Genomic DNA, 20,403 nt, shown 5'->3' on the forward strand with positions numbered 1-20,403 from the left:
TTTGATACAATCTGCGAAATTTTTAACGTTAAAAGGCTTAAAAATGAACAATACTTCAATCATAATCTTAGCTGCTGGTCTTGGCACCAGAATGAAATCAACCCGCCCAAAAGTATTATTTGAACTTTGTGGTGAGCCGATGATAATTCACATCTTAAAACAAGCCTATGCGATCACAAATGACGTTAGTGTCGTGCTTCACTACGAAAAAGAGTTAATTAGTCAAAAAATAAAAGAAATTTTCCCTCAAACTAAAATTTTTGAGCAAGATTTAGAAAATTTCCCAGGAACTGCTGGAGCTATAAAAGGCGTTAGCCTAAGTGGCGAAAAGGTGCTTGTTACTTGCGGCGATATGCCACTTGTTAGATCAACTGACCTCATGCGCCTAGCAAATGCCGAAGCAGATGTAGTTATGAGCTCATTTGAAGCAGCAAATCCTTTCGGCTACGGTAGAGTTATCATAAAAAACGGCAAAGTTGAAGCCATCGTCGAGCAAAAAGATGCGAGCGAAGCACAACTTGCCATAAAAAGCGTAAATGCTGGCTGCTACTGCTTTAAACGCGAGGCGCTAGAGCAAATTTTACCGCTCATAAGCAACCAAAACGCGCAAAAAGAGTACTACCTAACTGACGCCATAAAAATAGCAAATGAAAAGGGTTTAAAGTGCGTTGCAGTGAGTGTTAGCGAGCAAAATTTCATGGGGATAAATGATAAATTTCAGCTTAGTATCGCTGAAAAAATAATGCAAGATGAGATCAAGCAAAATTTGATGAAGGCTGGCGTTTTGATGCGCATGCCTGAGAGCATTTTCATAGACAGTAGGGCTAAATTTGAAGGCGAGTGCGTGCTCGAAGAAAACGTAAGTATCCTTGGCGAGTGCGTCATCACAGAGAGTGTCATCAAAAGCTCATCAGTGATCGAAAGTAGTGTCATCAAAAACTCAGACATCGGCCCACTAGCCCATATAAGGCCAAATTCTGAAATTTCTGACACACACATAGGAAATTTCGTCGAGGTTAAAAAAGGCATCTTAAACGGCGTAAAAGCTGGACATTTGAGCTATCTTGGCGACTGCGAAATAGAAAGTGGCACAAATATCGGCTGCGGCACGATCACATGCAACTACGATGGCAAAGCAAAATACAAGACAAAGATCGGCAAAAACGTCTTTGTAGGCTCAGATACGCAGCTAGTAGCTCCTGTAAATATCGCTGATAACGTCATCATCGCAGCAGGAAGTACCATCACAAAAGACGTTGAGAGCGGAGCACTAGCCATTAGCAGAGTTCGTCAAGAGAACAAAAGCGGTTTTTTTGAGAAATTCTTTGGCAAAGACGATGTTAAAAAATAAGAAAATTTTACTAGCAGTTTGCGGTAGCATCGCCTTTTATAAAGCTTACGAGATTTTATCTCTGCTTAAAAAGCAAGGCGCTGATGTCTATGTGGCTTTAAGTGAAGGCGCGCTTGAATTTTGCAGCGTAAGCGGCTTTGAAGCGCTAAGCGAGCATAAAATTTTAAGCTCTCAAACACAAAACTGGCAAGATGGCGTAAATCACATATCCTACTCTAAAATGGATCTAGTCCTAATAGCGCCAGCCTCGGTAAATACGATAAATAAGCTAACAGCTGGCATCTGTGACAATGTCTTTATGCAAACGCTAATCACCGCCTCACACGTGCCTTTAGTTGTAGCTCCGGCTGCAAATAACAATATGATCGAGCATTACGCGACGCAAAATTCGCTTGAAATTTTAAAGAAAAACGGCGCTTTAGTAGTCGAGCCAGTTCTTAAAACTCTAGCTTGCGGCGACGTTGGCAAGGGCGGTCTTGCAAGCCCTGAAGTGATAGTAGAAGCTGCCATTAAAAGGCTTAGCAAGCCCATTTTTGCAGGCAAAAAAGTGGTGATCGCTGGTGGCGCGACAGCCGAAAAGATAGATGATGTTAGAGCCATTACAAATTTCTCAAGCGGCAAGATGGCAAGAGCCTTGGCTAGAGCCTTTTACTACGCAGGTGCGGAGGTAAAACTACTTGCTAGTTTTGAAACCGCAAACGAGCCGTTTCTTTGCTTTAAATTTGGTTCAAGTAGAGAGCTTTTAGAGCTTTGCAAAAGCGAGTGCGAGAGTGCGAATTTGCTTGTAATGTGTGCTGCAGTAAGCGATTTTGTGCCGACAAAAATTGATGGCAAGATAAAAAAAGAGGACGTTGGCGAAATTTTAAGCTTAAGCCTAAAGAGAAATGTCGATATTTTGCAAAGCCTAAAAGAGCTTAAATGTAAAAAGATCGGCTTTAAGCTTGAAATCTCAAGTGAGAGCGCACACAAAAATGCTAGAGCAATGCTAGAGCGAAAAGAACTTGACGCAGTTTGCCTAAATATCTTGGGTGAGAAAAATGGCTTTGCAAGCGAGCAAAATGAGGTAAATTTCATCACGAAAAATAGTGAAACTTTGCTGCCGCTTGCCGCAAAAGACGAGATCGCAAGACATATCGTGGAGCTAGCGGCAAATTTATGATAGAGAAAATTTCTCGCATTCAAAAAATAGCAAAAAATGCAAATTCACCGTTAGTAGCTATAAATTCGTCGCTTCCGCTTAGTATCTTAGTAAGCCAAAAGATCGGTTTTAACAGATACATTTTAAATTTTGCAAATAGAAATTTAAACACAAAAAGCGCAAAAGAGCTAAACGTAGGCTCGAGATACTGGGGCGAGGTGCAAAGCCAGGGCGAAAATATCGTCATAAAAAATTTATACGAAAAGCCAAGAATTTTAGACGAAGATGTCTTGGCTGATGGGCTAAATCTTATCGAAAATTTGATAGAAAATGAGAATTTATCATGGTTTTATGAATATTTATTTAAAAGCTTAAGCGAAACTAAGACAAAAGACAAAATGAAAGTGCTAGCAAAAATGCTCTTTGCTCTGCAAGAAAATGTCGTGCACATACCATTTATTTATAATGGCATAAACGGCGTTTTTCAGCTAAAAAAAGAGGAGAATGATATGAAAATTTTTTTAATATTTTCAAATTTTGCTCCACTTATTTTTAAATTTAAAGATGAAGCTTTGTGCGAGATCGCGACTCCATTTAATAATGTAGCTAGCTTGCTAAAAAAAGAATTTAGCGCCAACATAACAGTGCAAAATGTGAGTGCTCTTTGGAGCAAAAAAGAACAAATTATTGATATAAAAGGTTAAAGATTGAATGAATTAAACCACCTTGCTATTATCATGGATGGAAATGGACGCTGGGCTAAAAAACGTGGATTTTTGCGGACAAATGGGCACGAAGCTGGAGCAAATGTAGTAAGCGATATGTGCGAATTTTGTATCGATAATGGAGTGAAAATTTTAAGTCTTTACGCATTTAGTACTGAAAACTGGAAAAGACCGCAAAAAGAGGTCGAATTTTTGATGAATTTGCTTAAGAAATTTCTCATTTTAAAGCGTGCTGACTTTATAAAAAATGGGATCAAATTTAATACGATTGGTGATATTTCGCCATTTAGCGATGAGCTAAAAAACGAGATAGAAATCACCAAAAACGCTACAAGAGAGAATAAAAATTTATTATTAAATTTAGCGATAAACTACGGCTCAAAAGACGAGATCATTAGAGCTGCAAGAAAGCTAACTTTAGAAGGTGTAAATATAAACGAAGCAAGCCTAAATGCAGCACTTGATGAGAGTGAGCCGGTGGATCTTCTCATTAGGACTGGTGGCGAGAGCAGGCTCTCAAATTTTATGCTTTGGCAAGCAAGCTACGCGGAGCTATTTTTTACGCCCACACTTTGGCCTGACTTTAGAAAGGATGAGCTTGCAAATATCGTTAGTAAATTTAAAAACATAGAGCGAAGATTTGGTGGAGTTTAGCGAAATAATGGATAATTTAGTCATTTTTTTTGCCGCTTTTGCTTTTGTTTTGGGTATTTGTGTGGGCTCATTTTCAAATGTGCTGATATATCGCTTGCCACGAAATGAGAGCATAAATTTTCCAGCTTCTCATTGTCCAAACTGCGATCATAAGCTAAATTTTTACCACAATGTTCCAATTTTTTCGTGGCTATTTTTAGGCGGCAAATGTGCCTTTTGCAAGCAAAAAATAAGCCTCATATATCCAGTGATCGAACTAATTTCTGGGATACTTTTTTTGATCTGTTTTTTTAAAGAGTGTGGCGAAATTTTAAGTGTAGAAACCTTGCTTTATGCGCTATTTTTAGGGCTTTGTTTTATAATGCTACTAGCTCTTAGCATCATAGATATAAGATATAAAGCTGTACCAGATCCTCTTCTTTTTGCGGCGCTATTTTTCGCATTTATCTATGCTCTGATGCTTTTTATAGTTAAAGGAAATTTTGCCCAAATTTTAAATTTATTCCTTTTTGCATTTATCTTTTGGGTGCTTAGATTTGTCGTAAGTTTTGCCATAAAAAAAGAAGCGATGGGTAGTGCAGATATCTTTATAGCAGCGATCATCGGAGCTACCTTGCCAGCCAAACTGGCTCTAGTGGCGATCTATCTTGCAGCACTTTTTACACTTCCAGTCTATGCGGTCGTTCGCAAAAAGAGCTACGAGCTAGCCTTTGTACCGTTTTTAAGTCTTGGCTTACTTATTACATACGCTTTTAAAGAGCAAATTTTAGAAATTTTAAGGTTTATTTATGAGTAGAGTGAATAGATATCTTTTGTTTAACTTCCTAGGGACTTTTGCGTCGCTATTTAGTACGCTTTTTTTGATCATGTCGATCGTATTCTTCATCCAGATCGCACGCATCACTTCTTACATTGAAATCAGTTTTGGTGAGCTTTTTAAACTCTACTCATTTATGCTTCCACGTGTACTACTTTTTGTCGTGCCTATCGCATTTTTTGTATCACTTGCCATGACTCTTTTTAGATTATCAAAAGAGAATGAAAGTATCGTTATTTTTACGCTTGGTGGCTCGCCAAATAAGATTGCTAAATTTTTCTTAATATTTTCAGCATTTTTAAGCACTGCTCTACTTGTAATTGCTACCATAATGATACCAATAGCCGCACAGCTAAATGCAAATTTTATTGATTATAAAAAGACTGTTGCAAAGCTAAATTTAAAGCCAACTCAGTTTGGACAAAAATTCTCTGACTGGATGGTCTATGTGGGCAGTGAAATGCAAGATAATAATGGCACTACTTATAAAGATATCGTGATGTTTAATCCTTACATTAAAGACTCCCAACGCTTAATCACTGCTAAAAATGCAAAGATCACTAATACAAATCAAAGCATTGAACTCTCTTTATTAGATGGAAAAATGTATGACATAAAAGATGAAATTTATCATCAAAGCAACTTCAAATCTATGAAGATAAGGACTGCCCAAAGTGAAGAGATAAGTGATATAGGAAGTATAAAAGAGTACTGGACGGAGGCAAATAGTAGTGAAAAAAGAAGAAAAGACCTTAGCACATATGTGCTTGTTGCGCTATTTCCACTTGCCAGTACACTTTTTGCCATAAGCTTTGGCATCGTTACTTATAGATATGAAAAGGGTATGGTTTATGTTGGTACGTTTGGCGTTTTATTTGGGTATTTTACGCTCATAATGCTCTTTTCGTCAAAGCCAGCTTTTGCGATTCCGCTAATATTTTTCGTCTTTTTATTGGTAGGAATTTTGCTTTTTAAAGCCAAGATCATGCGAAGATACTAATGAAAATCCAACTAATTTATAGCTACGATGGCTCCAAATTTCAAGGCTCGCAAACTCAGCCGCATGAAAATGGTGTAGAAGATGAGCTTTCGCGTGCTCTAGCTCACGTCGGAATATTTGAAAAAATAGTCTCTAGCTCACGTACAGACAAAAATGTCCATGCGATCAATCAAAGCTCAAGCGTAATTTGTGGCGATCATTTTAAAAATTTAGAGCACTTAAAAGAGCTAATCAACCGCCATGCCCACCCAAATATTCATATAAAACGTATAAATTTAGTTGATGAAAATTTTCAAGCAAGATTTGACGCCGTAGCAAGGTCTTATAGATACATTATAGATCATGGAGAATTTGATGTTTTTGACTCAAACTATAAAGTCTTTTTGCCAAAATTCGATATCAAAAAAGCAAATGAAATTTTATCTAATTTTGTTGGCAAGCATGATTTTAGCTCCTATATGAAAACAGGAAGTGACACAAAAAGCCCAGTACGAGAAATTTTTAAGGCATTTTGTTATGAATACAAAAACCAAACTATCATCGTTTTTAAAGCGAATGGCTTTTTACGCGCTCAAGTACGGCTTATGGTTGCAAATCTACTTAAGGCCTTGAGTATAAAAAATGGTGGTGAGCTCATCAATGCTTCGCTTAATGGACACCTTGCCTTAACTCGTATCCCAGCTCCAGCTGAAGGGCTTTATCTAAATAGAGTTTTTTATAAATTTAATTAGATATTTAGAATATTCAATAGTAAGCTTACTTAAAATATTAAATAGAAAATCTTATAAGTTAAGATTCTTAGCTAGTTTACACACTCTCCTACTTTCTTAACCACCCCCCCTCCTAAAAGCACAAGAAGCTTTAGAAGATAGTTTAAGAAGTATTACTTTACAAGATCTATTAGATGAACTTATTAATTTGTAAACTTAAAAAGTAAGCAGATTAAGTTATAAGATTTAAAAAGTAGGCTGATATATAAAAAATCAATCTATTTTATTTATTAGGAGCACCATGTGCTCCTAACTATTTTTATATACTTTATGTAAGAATTTTTATAAATTTCTAGCTTTTGTTACTCTTTGCTTTTCTCTTTTTTAGCTTTACTCTTTTTCTCTGCTTTATCTTTTAGCTTTTCTTTCTTATCTTTTATCTCTTTTATACTATCATCTTTAGCACTATCTTTTTTCTCTTTTACTTTATCACTCTTTTTACTTGCTTTTTCTTTTATCTCATCTTTTTTAGATTTTATTTTTGATTTTGTGTTATCTATCTTTGTAGTGCCTGATACTGATATATCTGATTTTAAATTTTCAAATGTCTTATCACCTATACCATTTACATTTTTTATGTCTTCTATTGAGTTAAATTTATTCGCTTTTCTATACTCTATTATTGCATCTGCCTTTGAAGATCCTATACCATCTAAACTCATTAACTCTTCTTTTGTGGCGGTGTTTAAATTTATGGCTGCTAGTAATGTAGAAGCTGCTGCTAATAGTGAGAATATAATCTTTTTCATTTTTGTCCTTTTTGGGTAAATTTGGGTTTGGAGTCTATCATATTTGGTGTTTTTAGTCAATACTCGCATAAAAGAGCATAAGCTAAAAGATATTTATAAACATAGAGATAAAAAGTCTGATTATTTAAAAAATAAATAAATGTAAGATTTGATATTTTGTTATAAATTAAGAAATAATATTTTAAAAGATAATTGTTTAGACAAAGAAGATTAAAAATTAACAAAGCCCGCAACGACCTACTTTTCCAACATCCCAGTAAGGGAGAGTATCATCAGCCAGGACGAGCTTAGCTTCTTGGTTCGAGATGGAGCAAGGCGTTTCCTCGTCTGTATAGTCACGGGCAGTGTTAAATAAAAGATATATTAGATAAATCTCTTATTTAACACTACTTGATAAAGTTAAAAGTCATAAACAAAGTTTTGCAAAAACATATCTTATTAAGTTTTTATCCTTAACAAGGAAGTGATGCTTATAAAAAGATAAGCAGACGAGCTATTAGTACTGGTCAGCTAAAGGACTTTCATCCATTACACACCCAGCCTATCAAACACATAGTCTATATGAGCTCTTAAAAGAAGATTCATCTTGGAGTTGGCTTCCTGCTTAGATGCTTTCAGCAGTTATCACATCCCAACATAGCTACCGAGCGGTGCTCTTGGCAGAACAACTCGTACACCAGTGGTTGGTTCGACCCGGTCCTCTCGTACTAGGGTCAACTCTCCTCAATCTTCTTACGCCCACGGCAGATAGGGACCGAACTGTCTCACGACGTTCTGAACCCAGCTCGCGTACCGCTTTAAATGGCGAACAGCCATACCCTTGGGACCTGCTCCAGCCCCAGGATGCGATGAGCCGACATCGAGGTGCCAAACCTCCCCGTCGATGTGAGCTCTTGGGGGAGATCAGCCTGTTATCCCCGGGGTACCTTTTATCCTTTGAGCGATGGCCCTTCCACACAGAACCACCGGATCACTAAGACCGACTTTCGTCTCTGCTTGACGTGTATGTCTCGCAGTTAAGCTGGCTTATGCCTTTATACTCTACGAACGATTTCCAACCGTTCTGAGCCAACCTTTGTAAGCCTCCGTTACATTTTGGGAGGCGACCGCCCCAGTCAAACTACCCACCAGACATTGTCCTACTTGAGGATAACTCAAGCTAGTTAGCTATCAGAATAAAAAAGAGTGGTATCTCAACAATGGCTCACCATAAACTGGCGTCTATGGATCAAAGCCTCCCACCTATCCTGCACATTTTTATCCCAATAGCAGTGTCAAGCTGTAGTAAAGGTCCACGGGGTCTTTCCGTCTTGCCGCGGGTAGGAGGAATTTTCACCTCCACTACAATTTCACTGGATCCCTCTTCGAGACAGCTCCCATCTCGTTACGCCATTCATGCAGGTCGATATTTAATCGACAAGGAATTTCGCTACCTTAGGACCGTTATAGTTACGGCCGCCGTTTACTCGGGCTTCGATCAAACGCTTCGCAGAGCTAACGTCATCAATTAACCTTCGAGCACCGGGCAGGCGTCACACCCTATACATCCTCTTACGAGTTAGCAGAGTGCTGTGTTTTTGGTAAACAGTCGGGAGGGACTCTTTGTTGTAACCTTCAATGCTTACGGAGTAAATCCTTAACAAAGTTAGGCACACCTTATACCGAAGATACGGTGCTATTTTGCAGAGTTCCTTGAAGAGAGTTCTTCCACGCGCCTTAGAATACTCATCCCACCCACCTGTGTCGGTTTACGGTACGGGCAACTATAACTAAACTTAGAAACTTTTCTTGGCTCGACAGTATCGGCAATTCGCTATCCATTCCGAAGAACTTCAAACGCCTGTGGGGTCTCGGCTTAAAAAGATCCGGATTTGCCTGAATCTTAACCTACACCTTTCGACTAGCACTACCATCCGCTAGCTTGCTTAACTCTAAGCGTCCTTCCATCGCACATTATAGTTGGCATTGGAATATTAACCAATTTTCCATCGCATACCCCTTTCGGACTTTGCTTAGGACCCGGCTAACCCTACGATGACGAGCATCGCGTAGGAAACCTTGGGTTTACGGCGTTGGGGATTCTCACCCCAATTATCGCTACTCATGCCTGCATGCTCACTTGTATTCGCTCCAGCACTCCTTACCGGTATACCTTCAACGCAAATACAACGCTCTCCTACCACTTAGTAAAACTAAGTCTAAAGCTTCGGTACTCATTTTAGCCCCGTTATATTTTCCGCGCAGAATCACTAGACCAGTGAGCTATTACGCTTTCTTTAAAGGATGGCTGCTTCTAAGCCAACCTCCTGGTTGTTTAAGTAACTCCACATCGTTTTCCACTTAAATGAGATTTAGGGACCTTAGCTGTTAGTCTGGGTTGTTCCCCTCTCGACGACGGATTTTATCACTCGCCGCCTGACTGCCATGATTACACACTAGGTATTCGGAGTTTGATAGGGTTTGGTACATTGGTGTATGCCCTAGCCCATTCAGTGCTCTACCCCCTAGTGTTACTACATGACGCTATACCTAAATATATTTCGGAGAGAACCAGCTATCACGATGTTTGATTGGCCTTTCACCCCTATCCACAAGTCATCCCATAGCTTTTCAACGCTAGCGGGTTCGGTCCTCCACCGGCTCTTACACCGGTTTCAACCTGCTCATGGATAGATCACATCGTTTCGGGTCTGCAACGTCTGACTAAACGCCCTATTAAGACTCGCTTTCGCTACGGCTCCGGGTTTCCTTAACCTTGCCAGACATCACAACTCGCAGGCTCATTATGCAAAAGGCAGTCCATCACCCTGATAAATCATAGGGCTCTGAATGATTGTAAGCAAATGGTTTCAGGTTCTATTTCACTCTGATCACCTCAGTTCTTTTCACCTTTCCCTCACGGTACTTGTGCACTATCGGTCTAGTAGTAGTATTTAGGGTTGGATAGTGGTCTACCCAGCTTCAGACAGAATATCACGTGTTCCGCCCTACTCAGGATACTGCTAAGTAAAACAAAGCTTTCATATACGGGAGTATCACCCTCTATGCTTAATCTTTCCAAATTATTCTATTAGCTAAGTTTAGTCTATATTGCAGTCCTACAACCCCGTTAGTAAACTAACGGTTTGCCCTCTTACGCGTTCGCTCGCCGCTACTAGCGTAATCTCTTTTGATTTCTTTTCCTGAGGGTACTAAGATGTTTCAATTCCCCTCGTTCGCTCCATATTAGGTAGTTAAGCTCGCGCTTAACTGGGTTGCCCCATTCAGAAATTCCCGGATCAAAGCCCCTTGACGGCTCCCCGAGACTTATCGCAGCCTGGCACGTCTTTCATCGCCTCTACTAGCCAAGGCATCCACCACTTGCTCTTTGTAGCTTACCTTTTCTATATTAGATTATTCTAATTCGCATCACTTCCTTGTTAAAGATAACTTTATGTTACTAAATTTAAATCCCAGCTCTCAAGACGGAAAGCATTGACTACTATTTAGATAAGTTTTAAATCCTAAATAGATTGTGATGTCAAACTTTTGCATTAAATGCAAAGAGAATAGAAATTTAAATCTTTAACAAGTCCTGTAAAATTGTTTTTAAAACTTGCTTGTGACTATTAACAATATTAATTAAAAGAACATTTAGACAAAAGTCTAATTAGAAAGTTTAATTTTTAAGCTCTCTAATTAGACTTAATATAGTTAAACTATTTTATGGTGGAGAATAGCGGGATCGAACCGCTGACCTCCTGCGTGCAAAGCAGGCGCTCTCCCAGCTGAGCTAATTCCCCAATTAAATTCTCTGGTGGGCCTAACAAGACTTGAACTTGTGACCTCACCCTTATCAGGGGTGCACTCTAACCAGCTGAGCTATAGGCCCCTATAGGTCTATCAATCTTTCAAAACTAAACAAGGATGATTGAGAATATCTTTCTTATAGATATCTTGTGAGAGAATATCTATATGTACTCTAGAAAGGAGGTGATCCAACCGCAGGTTCTCCTACGGTTACCTTGTTACGACTTCACCCCAGTCGCTGATTCCACTGTGGACGGTAACTAATTTAGTATTCCGGCTTCGAGTGAAATCAACTCCCATGGTGTGACGGGCGGTGAGTACAAGACCCGGGAACGTATTCACCGTAGCATGGCTGATCTACGATTACTAGCGATTCCGGCTTCATGGAGTCGAGTTGCAGACTCCAATCCGAACTGGGACATATTTTATAGATTTGCTCCATCTCGCGATATTGCTTCTCATTGTATATGCCATTGTAGCACGTGTGTCGCCCCGGACATAAGGGCCATGATGACTTGACGTCGTCCACACCTTCCTCCTCCTTACGAAGGCAGTCTCATTAGAGTGCTCAGCCGAACTGTTAGCAACTAATGACGTGGGTTGCGCTCGTTGCGGGACTTAACCCAACATCTCACGACACGAGCTGACGACAGCCGTGCAGCACCTGTCTTAACATTTCTGCAAGCAGACACTCTTCTATCTCTAGATGATTTGTTAGATATCAAGTCCGGGTAAGGTTCTTCGCGTATCTTCGAATTAAACCACATGCTCCACCGCTTGTGCGGGTCCCCGTCTATTCCTTTGAGTTTTAATCTTGCGACCGTACTCCCCAGGCGGTATACTTAATCCGTTAGGTGCATTACTGCCAAGACTAGCTTAGCAACAACTAGTATACATCGTTTAGGGCGTGGACTACCAGGGTATCTAATCCTGTTTGCTCCCCACGCTTTCACGCATTAGCGTCAGTTGAGTTCCAGCAGATCGCCTTCGCAATGGGTATTCCTGGTGATCTCTACGGATTTTACCCCTACACCACCAATTCCATCTGCCTCTCCCTCACTCTAGATTACCAGTTTCCCAAGCAGTTCTATGGTTAAGCCATAGGATTTCACAAGAGACTTGATAATCCGCCTACGCGTCCTTTACGCCCAGTGATTCCGAGTAACGCTTGCACCCTCCGTATTACCGCGGCTGCTGGCACGGAGTTAGCCGGTGCTTATTCGTTAGGTACCGTCATTGTTCTTCCCTAACAAAAGGAGTTTACGCTCCGAAAAGTGTCATCCTCCACGCGGCGTTGCTGCTTCAGGGTTTCCCCCATTGAGCAATATTCCCTACTGCTGCCTCCCGTAGGAGTCTGGACCGTGTCTCAGTTCCAGTGTGACTGATCATCCTCTCAGACCAGTTATGCGTCATAGCCTTGGTGAGCCATTACCTCACCAACTAGCTGATACAATATAGCCTCATCCTACACCGAAAAACTTTCCCTATCTAACTTATGTAAGACAGGAGTATAGAGTATTAGCAGCCGTTTCCAACTGTTGTCCTCTAGTGTAGGGCAGATTAGCTATACATTACTCACCCGTGCGCCACTAACTCATAAGAGCAAGCTCTTACTTGTCCGTTCGACTTGCATGTATTAGGCACGCCGCCAGCGTTCACTCTGAGCCAGGATCAAACTCTCCATATTAATTACCTAGCAAAATTTATTTGATAGGATTTTATTATGAAGTTTTTAATCAAAAAAACTTTTAGTTTTATTTATTAGTTTGTCTAATCTATTATAATTATAAAATAATAGACTGGCTCAATCGATCACTTGTTTAGATTTCAAAGATTGACTAATAGTTTAACAATTGTAAGTTAAAAGAACAACGATAAAAAGAAAAGGCTTTATTAACCAATGAAGTTAAAGGTGGTTTCTCGTTTCGTGAGCTGGAATTATATACGAGTAATACTTAAAGATAGTTGAAATATTTAGGGAATTTTAGAAAAATTTGTTTGTTACTTTAAAATTTTAAAATATGTATTTTTATTATTAGGTTTAAGGGTTTAGTTTATATATGTGTATCCACTTCTTTTCTCCATATTTATAGAGGCTACATTATTATTTTTATCTATTAAAACTATCTTGCAATCACCTTTTAATAGTCTTGAATAAGGTCTTTTTGCTCCTTTATTGCCAGTAACACTTACCACTCTCATAGGCCTACCTAATTCGTCAAAATCAATGGTTTGCGTTTTGCCTTTTCCGCAACTACCTATAAATTTAACCGACTTTATGCCATATTTTTTCTCAATATTTAAATCTATATTAATTTTATTGCAATAGGACTGAGGAATGCCTCTCCAACCCGCACTTAAGAATTTGTTTGATTTTTGTGTATCGATGGCAACCTCTTCTTTGGAATTTAAGTTACCACTAAATTTATTACCACTACCTCTTTTATCATAAAAAATACTATATTTCCAAGATTTAACCCCAGGCTCATCTACAGAGCACTCTTGCAAACTAGTGTCATTAATAGCTATCCCCCATCTCATTTTAAACCAAAATTTTTCATTTTCTGAATGTACAAATTTATCATCTTGCATGGCAAGGTGCTGGGCGTACCTTATATGCGTTAGCATCTGTGTAGCTGCCTCCCTAGCTCCGTTTATTTCTAGCCTTGGTATGATCATTGCTGCAAGTATGCCTACGGCAATAATCACAAAGATAAGCTCTATAACAGTAAAACCCTTGTTTTTATGCATCTACTTACCTCTTATGTCAAAATTTACAATTACTTTTCCCATTTTTTCTATGCAAAATTTTGATTTTCCATCTAGATCGGCGCTTACTAATAAATTTTTAGACTCATCTCTTACATCTATACCATAAAATTTAAGTCTTAATGCAAGCTTTTTATTATCAGTGTATAAATCCTTAATTTCCGCTTCTTTTAATTTAGCAGCAAGCTCTTTTACAACATCAAATTTATATACAAAATGTTTTGTTGGGTTGTCTAAAAATAGATAGAAAATTTGATTAAATACGATCATCGACCAGTTTATGGCTAGAAAAAGCATCACTAAAGTCGTACAAATTTTATAGCCTTTTCTAAATTTTGGCAATCTTACGCGATACGAATTAAAAAAAACTCTTACCATAAGTGGCGTTGCGATCACGCAAAATGGCAAAAACTGCTCAAGCTCCAGTCTTTGACGCACAGAGACTATCATACAAAAGCAAAATGAGCAAATCACAATAAACCATAAAAGATCTTTTTTCTCTTTTACCCAAATTCTATAAATCGTATAGACAAAAAAGATAAAAATAAATGGCGAGAAAACAGCGGCAAAGATACCAAAAGTATCGATAAAGTGCCCACTTGGCCTACCATTTGTATCAAAACCAAAAAAGTAAAGTGTTAGCAAAAACAAAATAGCACTTAGCCAAGCAAGCGGAGGCCTTCTTTTATAAAGTGAAAATATAAAAAATCCTGCGTAAAATATCAAAAAATCGCCATCTATAAAAAAAGAAAGACAAAAAAATGTTACAAATAAAATTTTATTTTTAACATGAAAAAAGTATATACATAGGAGCGCCAGCATAACGCAAAGCCCAGCATTATTGACGATAAGAGCTGAAGCTAGCGTGCCAGGAAGTAAGATAAAAAGCAATACCGCAATAAGTCTGTCAAACTCTAATTTAATGTAAAATTTGCTTATCTTATACATTAAAACGACACTTATTACATGAAAAGCGATCATCACGGATCTTAGAGCAATATCTGTTTGACCAAAAATTTGAACACTTAAGTTTAAAACATGGCTAAGAAAATTTTGTTTGTTAAAAAAAATTTCAGCTTCACTGTAACTTATGCTAAGAGAATTTGCCGTATAAAGTAAAAATATACAATCAATCAAACATATCAAAAATACGCTAAAAGCGACGTGATGTCCAACAAATTCTCTAAATTTATCTAGCAAAAATTTTCCTTAAATATGTATATCCCAAAAAAACTCAATCCAATCGTGAGCCTCTTTTACCTTAAATTCTGGCAAAAGTAGGGCCTTCTCTTTATAAAAGACGGTCGCTATTTTGATATCTAAATTTGGATAGCGCTTAAGCAGTTCTCTTTTTATCTCGACCATGCTCTCTCCACTGTCGATGATGTCATCGACGAGTAAAATTTTAGTGTATTTGCTAAGATCTGGCACGTTAAAGATGTTAATCGTATCAAGCTTGTTTGTATCTTCATAGTGGATAGAATTTAGGGTAAATAAATTTCTATTGTTAAGCGCAACAGCTAGCGAGTGGCCAAGCGTTAGACCGCCTCTTGCCACAGCTAGTATCACCTCTGGATCAAACTCATCTTTTATCTGTTTTGCCATCTTTTTAGTATCAATAGCAAATTCATCGTAGCTATAAAATATCATCTTTCTTCCTTATCAATGCACTAAAAATACGATAAAACTAATGAGCGCTAGCACTACTACACCTAAATTTATATCGCTAAATTCTCTCTTTATGAGCTTAACTATGACGTATGACATAAAACCAAATGCAAGGCCGTTTGTGATCGAATAAGTAAGTGGTATGAGCACAACTATGAAAAATGTTGCAACCGCAATGGCTGGATCTTTGAAATTTATACTAGCAAGCTCAGCAAACATAAGCACGCCAACCATTACAAGGATCGGATAGATAGCATTGCCAGGGATCGCTTTAAAAAGTGGCAACATAAAGAGTGTAAGTATAAATAAAAGTCCGCAAAATACAGCCGTTAGACCAGTTCTGCCGCCCTCTTCTACGCCGCTAGCACTCTCTACAAACGATGTGGTCGTACTTACGCCTACAAGCGAGCCAGCTGCCGTAGCAATAGCGTCAGCTTCAAGAGTTTTTTCAAGTTTTACGACGCCATCTTTTTTGTTTTCATCAAAAATTCCAGCCCTCGTGCCTACACCAGCTAGTGTGCCTATCGAGTCAAAAAGATCAGTCACAAAAAAGGTGATAACAACTGGCAGCAAGGCTAGACTAAGCGCGCCTTTTATATCAAGCTCTAAAAATATCGGAGAGATAGAAGCCGGAGTTGAGAAAATTTCTGTTGGATGAGGAGCGATACCAAGCACCCAAGCTATCACTGAAGTAGCAAGCACAGCTAGGATAAACGCGCCCTTTATCTTCCACGCCCAAAAGCAAATAACTAAAAATAGTCCCAAAACGCCAAGAAGTACGTTTGGATCTTTGAAATTTCCTATACCAACCAAAACTGCGTCGCTATTTACGATAAAGCCCATTTGTTGAAATGCGACAAAGCTGATAAATGTACCTATGCCAGCACTTATCGCTCTTCGTAGGTCAAGCGGGATGGATCTAATTATCCACATTCTAAAATTTGTAAAAGACAAGACGACAAATATCACGCCGCTTAGAAAAACAACGCCAAGAGCCGTTTGCCAAGGTACTTTCATGCCGATGCAAAGACCAAATGTAAAATAAGCATTAAGTCCCATACCAACGCTCATCGCAACTGGTGTGTTCGCCCAAAGACCATTTAATATCGTAGAAAAGATGGTAATTAGCGCAGTTGCCGTGATTAATGCCTCATAAGGCATACCAGTTTTGCTCATAATGATCGCATTTACCGGCACGATATACATCATCGCCAAAAACGTCGTAAGTCCCGCTCCAAATTCCTGCTTCACACTCGTTTTATTTTGTGCTAAGTCAAAAAATTTCACCCCAAGCTCCTTTTAGTAAATTTTAAGTTCGTTATATAAACTATCACGCTCAACCGGCGTAAAACCAGATGTCTTTATGAGATCGCAAAATGTCTTTAGTGTAACGCCATTTGCGCTATTTGCACCAGCTGCACTTTGTATACTCTCTTTTTCTATCGTGCCATCAAGATCATCAGCGCCAAATTCCTGAGCGATCATCGCTAAATTTAGCGTCGAAGTAGCCCAGTAAGCTTTGATATGTGGAACATTATCAAGCACTAGACGTGAGATCGCCAGAGTCTTTAAAATTTCAGCCGATCCTAGAAATTTCACATCTTTTAAGTAGTTATTTTCTCTTTGATAGACAAGCGGGATAAACGCGTTAAATCCACCAGTTTCATCCTGCAAATCCCTAATCCTTAGCATATGATCGATCCTGTTGTCGCGGCTTTCTATGTGACCAAAAAGCATCGTTGCATTGCTTTGTCTGCCGTGATCGTGCCACATTTTATGGATCTTTAGCCAGTTTTCGCTACTTACTTTGCCTTTGCAAATTTTAGCCCTGACCTCTTCATCAAAAATTTCAGCCCCACCACCTGGCATGCTATCGACGCCGTATTCGAGCATCTTTTCTATAACCTCATCGTAGCTTAAGCCGTAATGCCTTGACAAAAAGTCGATCTCAGCTGCCGTCATCGCCTTTACGTGAAGCTCTGGATGAGCTGCTTTTATCTTTTTAAAAATTTCTAAATACCACTGCCAGCCACTTTTTGCGTTGTGAGCTGATACGATGTGTATCTCTTTTACGCCGTGGCTTACGCTCTCATCAACGATCTTTAAAATTTCTTCGTGGCTCATTAAGTATGGATTTGGATTTTTTCTGTGAGCTGAAAATGCGCAAAATTTACAGATATCAGCACAGATATTTGTTGGATTGATATGGCGATTTACATTAAAAAAGACCTTGTTGCCATGCAGTTTTCTGCGCTTTTTATCGGCAAATTTAGCCAAGGTAAAAAGATCAAGCCCATAAAGCGAAAAAGCCTCTTGCTTGCTTAATCTCTCGCCACTTTCTAGTTTTTGTAATAGATTCATTATTTGTATCGTCCTAAAGCTGAACTTAAGGCTTTATTATAGGCAAATAAAGCTTTGTTTTTGCAAAAATTATGTAACATTTGCCAAGATATTTTTAACAATGGAAACATTAAATGCTGGCCGATAAAAGTACCAAAAATAGCGATAATTATTTAAAAATCAAAGAGAAATTTCTTGATTTTAAGGCAAATTTGCCTAAACATTTTCAAAAAAATCAAGGCAGAAATTTCACAAATTTCTTAGCCAAAGAGTATGATGATTTTATAAAATCTTATTTAAATGAAACTATGCGAGATTTTTTTGATGAGTTTGTGCCGCAAAATGACAACTTTGCTTTTAGTGTTTTAGCTACTGGAAAATACGCCCAAACCTTACTTAGCGCGAATAGTGAGCTTGAAATTTTACTAGTTTATAAAAATTTAAAAGGCTATAACATAAAGAATTTCTTAAAAGAATTTAGCGAAATTTTAAGTAGCTCTGGAATAAATTTTTATATAAAAAGCGCTGAAATAGATGAAATTTTTACAAATTACAAAGACGATCTCAAATTTAAAAGCGAAACATCGCAAGTCCGATATATCTGTGGTTCAAAAAGTCTCTACCGCTTAGTAAAAAGCGAGATCATAAAATTAAAAGAATTTGATAAAAAAGCCTTTTTAAACTACCATTTAAAGGTATTTTTGCCATTTTCTAGCATCAGCTACTTAGCCCAAGAGCCAAATCTAAAAAGTGGCTTTGGCGGGATAGATGAAATTTATCACCTAAACTGCATACTAAACTGCCTAGATAGCGACATTTCAGTTAGATCACAAGCCCTAAAAGTTATGAATGAAAAAGAGATCGCTAGCTTTAACCTAAATGTGGACTTTTTACTAAGCCTACTAACCACCTTAAATTTAACGCAAAATTCTGATACTTTTAGCGCTTCAAGCGTTGAGATCACGACAAATTTCATGCAAACAAAGTCTAAAAAGCTTCAAGATAACGAAAGCGTTATCAGCCAAAAGATGCTAAGCTCAATGAATAATGTTGCTATTTATTCAAGGTTTATCGTCGCTTCTCTTTGCAGGCCATTTTTCAAAAGTGAGCTAAATTTTGATCAGAGAAAATTTGCAAGGCTAAAAAATGGCTTTTATGAGATAAATGGCGTTATTTACGTGCCGCTTCATAAAAAGCCAGCTCTCATTGAAAATCTAATAACCGAGCTTTTAGAACTAAAAGATGTGGATTATAAATTTGATATAAGCGCGATCTTTTACATCAAGCGAGCCATCATCACAAAAAGTGGCTTAGAGCGTGCTATCAGTGAGTTTAAAAAGATATTTTTAAGAAAAAATTCCTACGCGATTTTAAAATCATTGCTCGATGCGCAAATGATACAAATTTTAATAAAGCCAATGGAGCATATCAGCCAGCTAGCTCAGTACGACGGCTATCACGAATTTACGGTCGATGAGCATAGCATTTTAAGTGTAAAATTTCTTGAAAATATAAAAGATAAATTCATAAAAAATCTCTATACCGAGCTTTGCTTGGAGGGCAAGACGATGCTAAAGATCGTGACTTTAATGCACGACGTTGGCAAGGGGCTTGGCAAAGACCACGCAAATATCGGTGCTAATATCTTTAGAGCCTACGCAAACAAGCTAAATTTAAGCCAAAAAGCCGTAAATATCGGCGTCATCTTGATAAAATACCACACGCTAATGAGCAACGTCTCAAACAGAGAAGACATTTATTCCCAACGCGTTATATTTGCTTTTATCTCAAAGCTTGGCGACAAGCAGGTTTTAAAACTACTTTACATCCTTAGCTACTGCGTGATAAATGCGACAAACGAGAGGCTTTATAATGCCTACACAGCAAAGCTTTTAAGGGAACTTTATGAAATTTCTCTTAGTGCATTTAGCGATGAAAATTTACTCGATGAAGCGACAAGGCGAGTAAAAAAAGAGCAGTCTATAAAAAGAAATAGCGAGTTTTTGGTACTTGAACCAAGCTTGCAAGAGAAAATTTTTAAAATCACATCAAATCTTGTCTTTATAAAATATAGTGCAAGTGAGATCATAAATTTAAGCAAGGTTGCAGATAGCTTAGATGCGACAGAAATTTTTATAAATAACTCTAAAAATTTAAGCATTCAGATCTATACAAAAAAAAGCCTAAATTTAAGTGCCCTGCTCTATGAATTTGCTAAATTCGACCTGGCATACATGGAAATTTTTGAGCTATTTGAGAAGAAATTTTATATCAGGCTTGATTTTAACCAAAATGTTAAAAAAGAGGAGCTTGAAAATACTAAAAATTTAGCTCTAAAATCCTTAAATAGCGAGGTTTTAAAAGAGCCTTTGAAACCAAATATTAACAAAGATGAGATAAACTTCGAGCTAAATCACTCAAAAGATTACGCCAAACTTAGCATTAACGCAAAAGATCAGCGCGGACTAATGGCTTATGTGATGAGTGTTTTTGATAGGCTTCATTTTCAAGTCACGAGTGCGAGAATTCAGACGGTTAAAAATAGAACGAGAAATCTCTTTTTGATCGAGAAAAACGAGCGACTTGAGAGTAAAAGCGATGAGATATTAAATTTATTAATAAGCGAGTAAAAC

The 20,403-nt window shown here is 38.1% G+C and carries 14 protein-coding genes, 2 tRNA genes and 3 rRNA genes; 8 read left to right on the forward strand and 11 right to left on the reverse strand.

The window, feature by feature from the left end:
- Positions 1-43: 43 nt before the first annotated feature.
- The 7 genes from glmU to truA are packed head-to-tail and all read left to right on the forward strand — an operon-like array spanning position 44 to position 6,416.
- Complete coding sequence (glmU, locus tag CYP43_RS06555; protein WP_103582946.1) at positions 44-1,351, forward strand: bifunctional UDP-N-acetylglucosamine diphosphorylase/glucosamine-1-phosphate N-acetyltransferase GlmU; 1,308 nt, start codon at positions 44-46, stop codon at positions 1,349-1,351.
- Entirely contained in the window at positions 1,338-2,510 is a 1,173-nt protein-coding gene (gene coaBC / locus CYP43_RS06560) for a bifunctional phosphopantothenoylcysteine decarboxylase/phosphopantothenate--cysteine ligase CoaBC (protein ID WP_103582947.1), read from the forward strand. The genes glmU and coaBC overlap by 14 nt, the downstream gene beginning before the upstream one ends.
- Entirely contained in the window at positions 2,507-3,193 is a 687-nt protein-coding gene (locus CYP43_RS06565) for a hypothetical protein (protein WP_103582948.1), read from the forward strand. The genes coaBC and CYP43_RS06565 overlap by 4 nt, the downstream gene beginning before the upstream one ends.
- A 3-nt stretch (positions 3,194-3,196) precedes the next feature.
- Positions 3,197-3,868: a polyprenyl diphosphate synthase gene (gene uppS / locus CYP43_RS06570; RefSeq protein ID WP_103582949.1), complete on the forward strand. Its 672-nt coding sequence runs from the start codon at positions 3,197-3,199 to the stop codon at positions 3,866-3,868.
- Between the two features lie 7 nt (positions 3,869-3,875).
- On the forward strand, positions 3,876-4,664 hold the full coding sequence (locus CYP43_RS06575) for a prepilin peptidase (protein WP_103583048.1): 789 nt from the start codon (positions 3,876-3,878) through the stop codon (positions 4,662-4,664).
- Positions 4,657-5,685, forward strand: coding sequence for an LptF/LptG family permease (locus tag CYP43_RS06580; RefSeq protein WP_103582950.1), 1,029 nt, complete (start codon positions 4,657-4,659; stop codon positions 5,683-5,685). Before CYP43_RS06575 ends, CYP43_RS06580 begins: the two co-directional genes overlap by 8 nt.
- Positions 5,685-6,416 carry a tRNA pseudouridine(38-40) synthase TruA gene (truA, locus tag CYP43_RS06585; protein WP_087586584.1) on the forward strand — a complete coding sequence of 244 codons (732 nt, stop codon included), beginning with the start codon at positions 5,685-5,687 and terminating at the stop codon, positions 6,414-6,416. Before CYP43_RS06580 ends, truA begins: the two co-directional genes overlap by 1 nt.
- Positions 6,417-6,757: 341 nt before the next feature.
- On the opposite strand, the gene CYP43_RS09885 is transcribed toward truA, so the two are convergent.
- From CYP43_RS09885 to mqnE, 11 genes are all read right to left on the reverse strand, one after another.
- A complete protein-coding gene (locus CYP43_RS09885; protein WP_103582895.1) occupies positions 6,758-7,204 on the reverse strand; it encodes a helix-hairpin-helix domain-containing protein in 447 nt (148 codons plus the stop codon).
- A gap of 224 nt (positions 7,205-7,428) precedes the next feature.
- Positions 7,429-7,547 (reverse strand): 5S ribosomal RNA (rrf, locus tag CYP43_RS06595).
- Between the two features lie 133 nt (positions 7,548-7,680).
- A 23S ribosomal RNA gene (locus CYP43_RS06600) occupies positions 7,681-10,584 on the reverse strand.
- Between the two features lie 326 nt (positions 10,585-10,910).
- Positions 10,911-10,986, reverse strand: a tRNA-Ala gene (locus tag CYP43_RS06605).
- 12 nt (positions 10,987-10,998) lie between these two features.
- Positions 10,999-11,075, reverse strand: a tRNA-Ile gene (locus CYP43_RS06610).
- A 94-nt stretch (positions 11,076-11,169) separates the two neighbouring features.
- Positions 11,170-12,680: ribosomal RNA gene (locus CYP43_RS06615) — 16S ribosomal RNA — on the reverse strand.
- The 16S, 23S and 5S rRNA genes sit together here with 2 tRNA genes alongside, the layout of an rRNA operon.
- A 362-nt stretch (positions 12,681-13,042) precedes the next feature.
- Positions 13,043-13,744: a pilus assembly FimT family protein gene (locus CYP43_RS06620; protein ID WP_103582951.1), complete on the reverse strand. Its 702-nt coding sequence runs from the start codon at positions 13,742-13,744 to the stop codon at positions 13,043-13,045.
- Positions 13,745-14,962: a glycosyltransferase family 39 protein gene (locus CYP43_RS06625; RefSeq protein ID WP_103582952.1), complete on the reverse strand. Its 1,218-nt coding sequence runs from the start codon at positions 14,960-14,962 to the stop codon at positions 13,745-13,747.
- 9 nt (positions 14,963-14,971) lie between these two features.
- Positions 14,972-15,412 (reverse strand): phosphoribosyltransferase, encoded by a 441-nt coding sequence (locus CYP43_RS06630; protein WP_103582953.1) that lies wholly within the window; start codon positions 15,410-15,412, stop codon positions 14,972-14,974.
- Between the two features lie 12 nt (positions 15,413-15,424).
- Entirely contained in the window at positions 15,425-16,717 is a 1,293-nt protein-coding gene (locus CYP43_RS06635; protein ID WP_072594681.1) for an NCS2 family permease, read from the reverse strand.
- Positions 16,718-16,729: 12 nt separating this feature from the next.
- Positions 16,730-17,794, reverse strand: a complete 1,065-nt coding sequence (gene mqnE / locus CYP43_RS06640) for an aminofutalosine synthase MqnE (RefSeq protein ID WP_103582954.1) — start codon at positions 17,792-17,794, stop codon at positions 16,730-16,732.
- A 110-nt stretch (positions 17,795-17,904) separates the two neighbouring features.
- Between mqnE and CYP43_RS06645 the strand changes: the two genes are divergently transcribed.
- Positions 17,905-20,400 (forward strand): HD domain-containing protein, encoded by a 2,496-nt coding sequence (locus CYP43_RS06645; protein WP_103582955.1) that lies wholly within the window; start codon positions 17,905-17,907, stop codon positions 20,398-20,400.
- The last annotated feature ends 3 nt before the right edge of the window (positions 20,401-20,403 follow it).

Origin of the sequence: Campylobacter concisus (assembly GCF_002913045.1) — a bacterium.
GTDB classification, from domain to species: domain Bacteria; phylum Campylobacterota; class Campylobacteria; order Campylobacterales; family Campylobacteraceae; genus Campylobacter_A; species Campylobacter_A concisus_AP.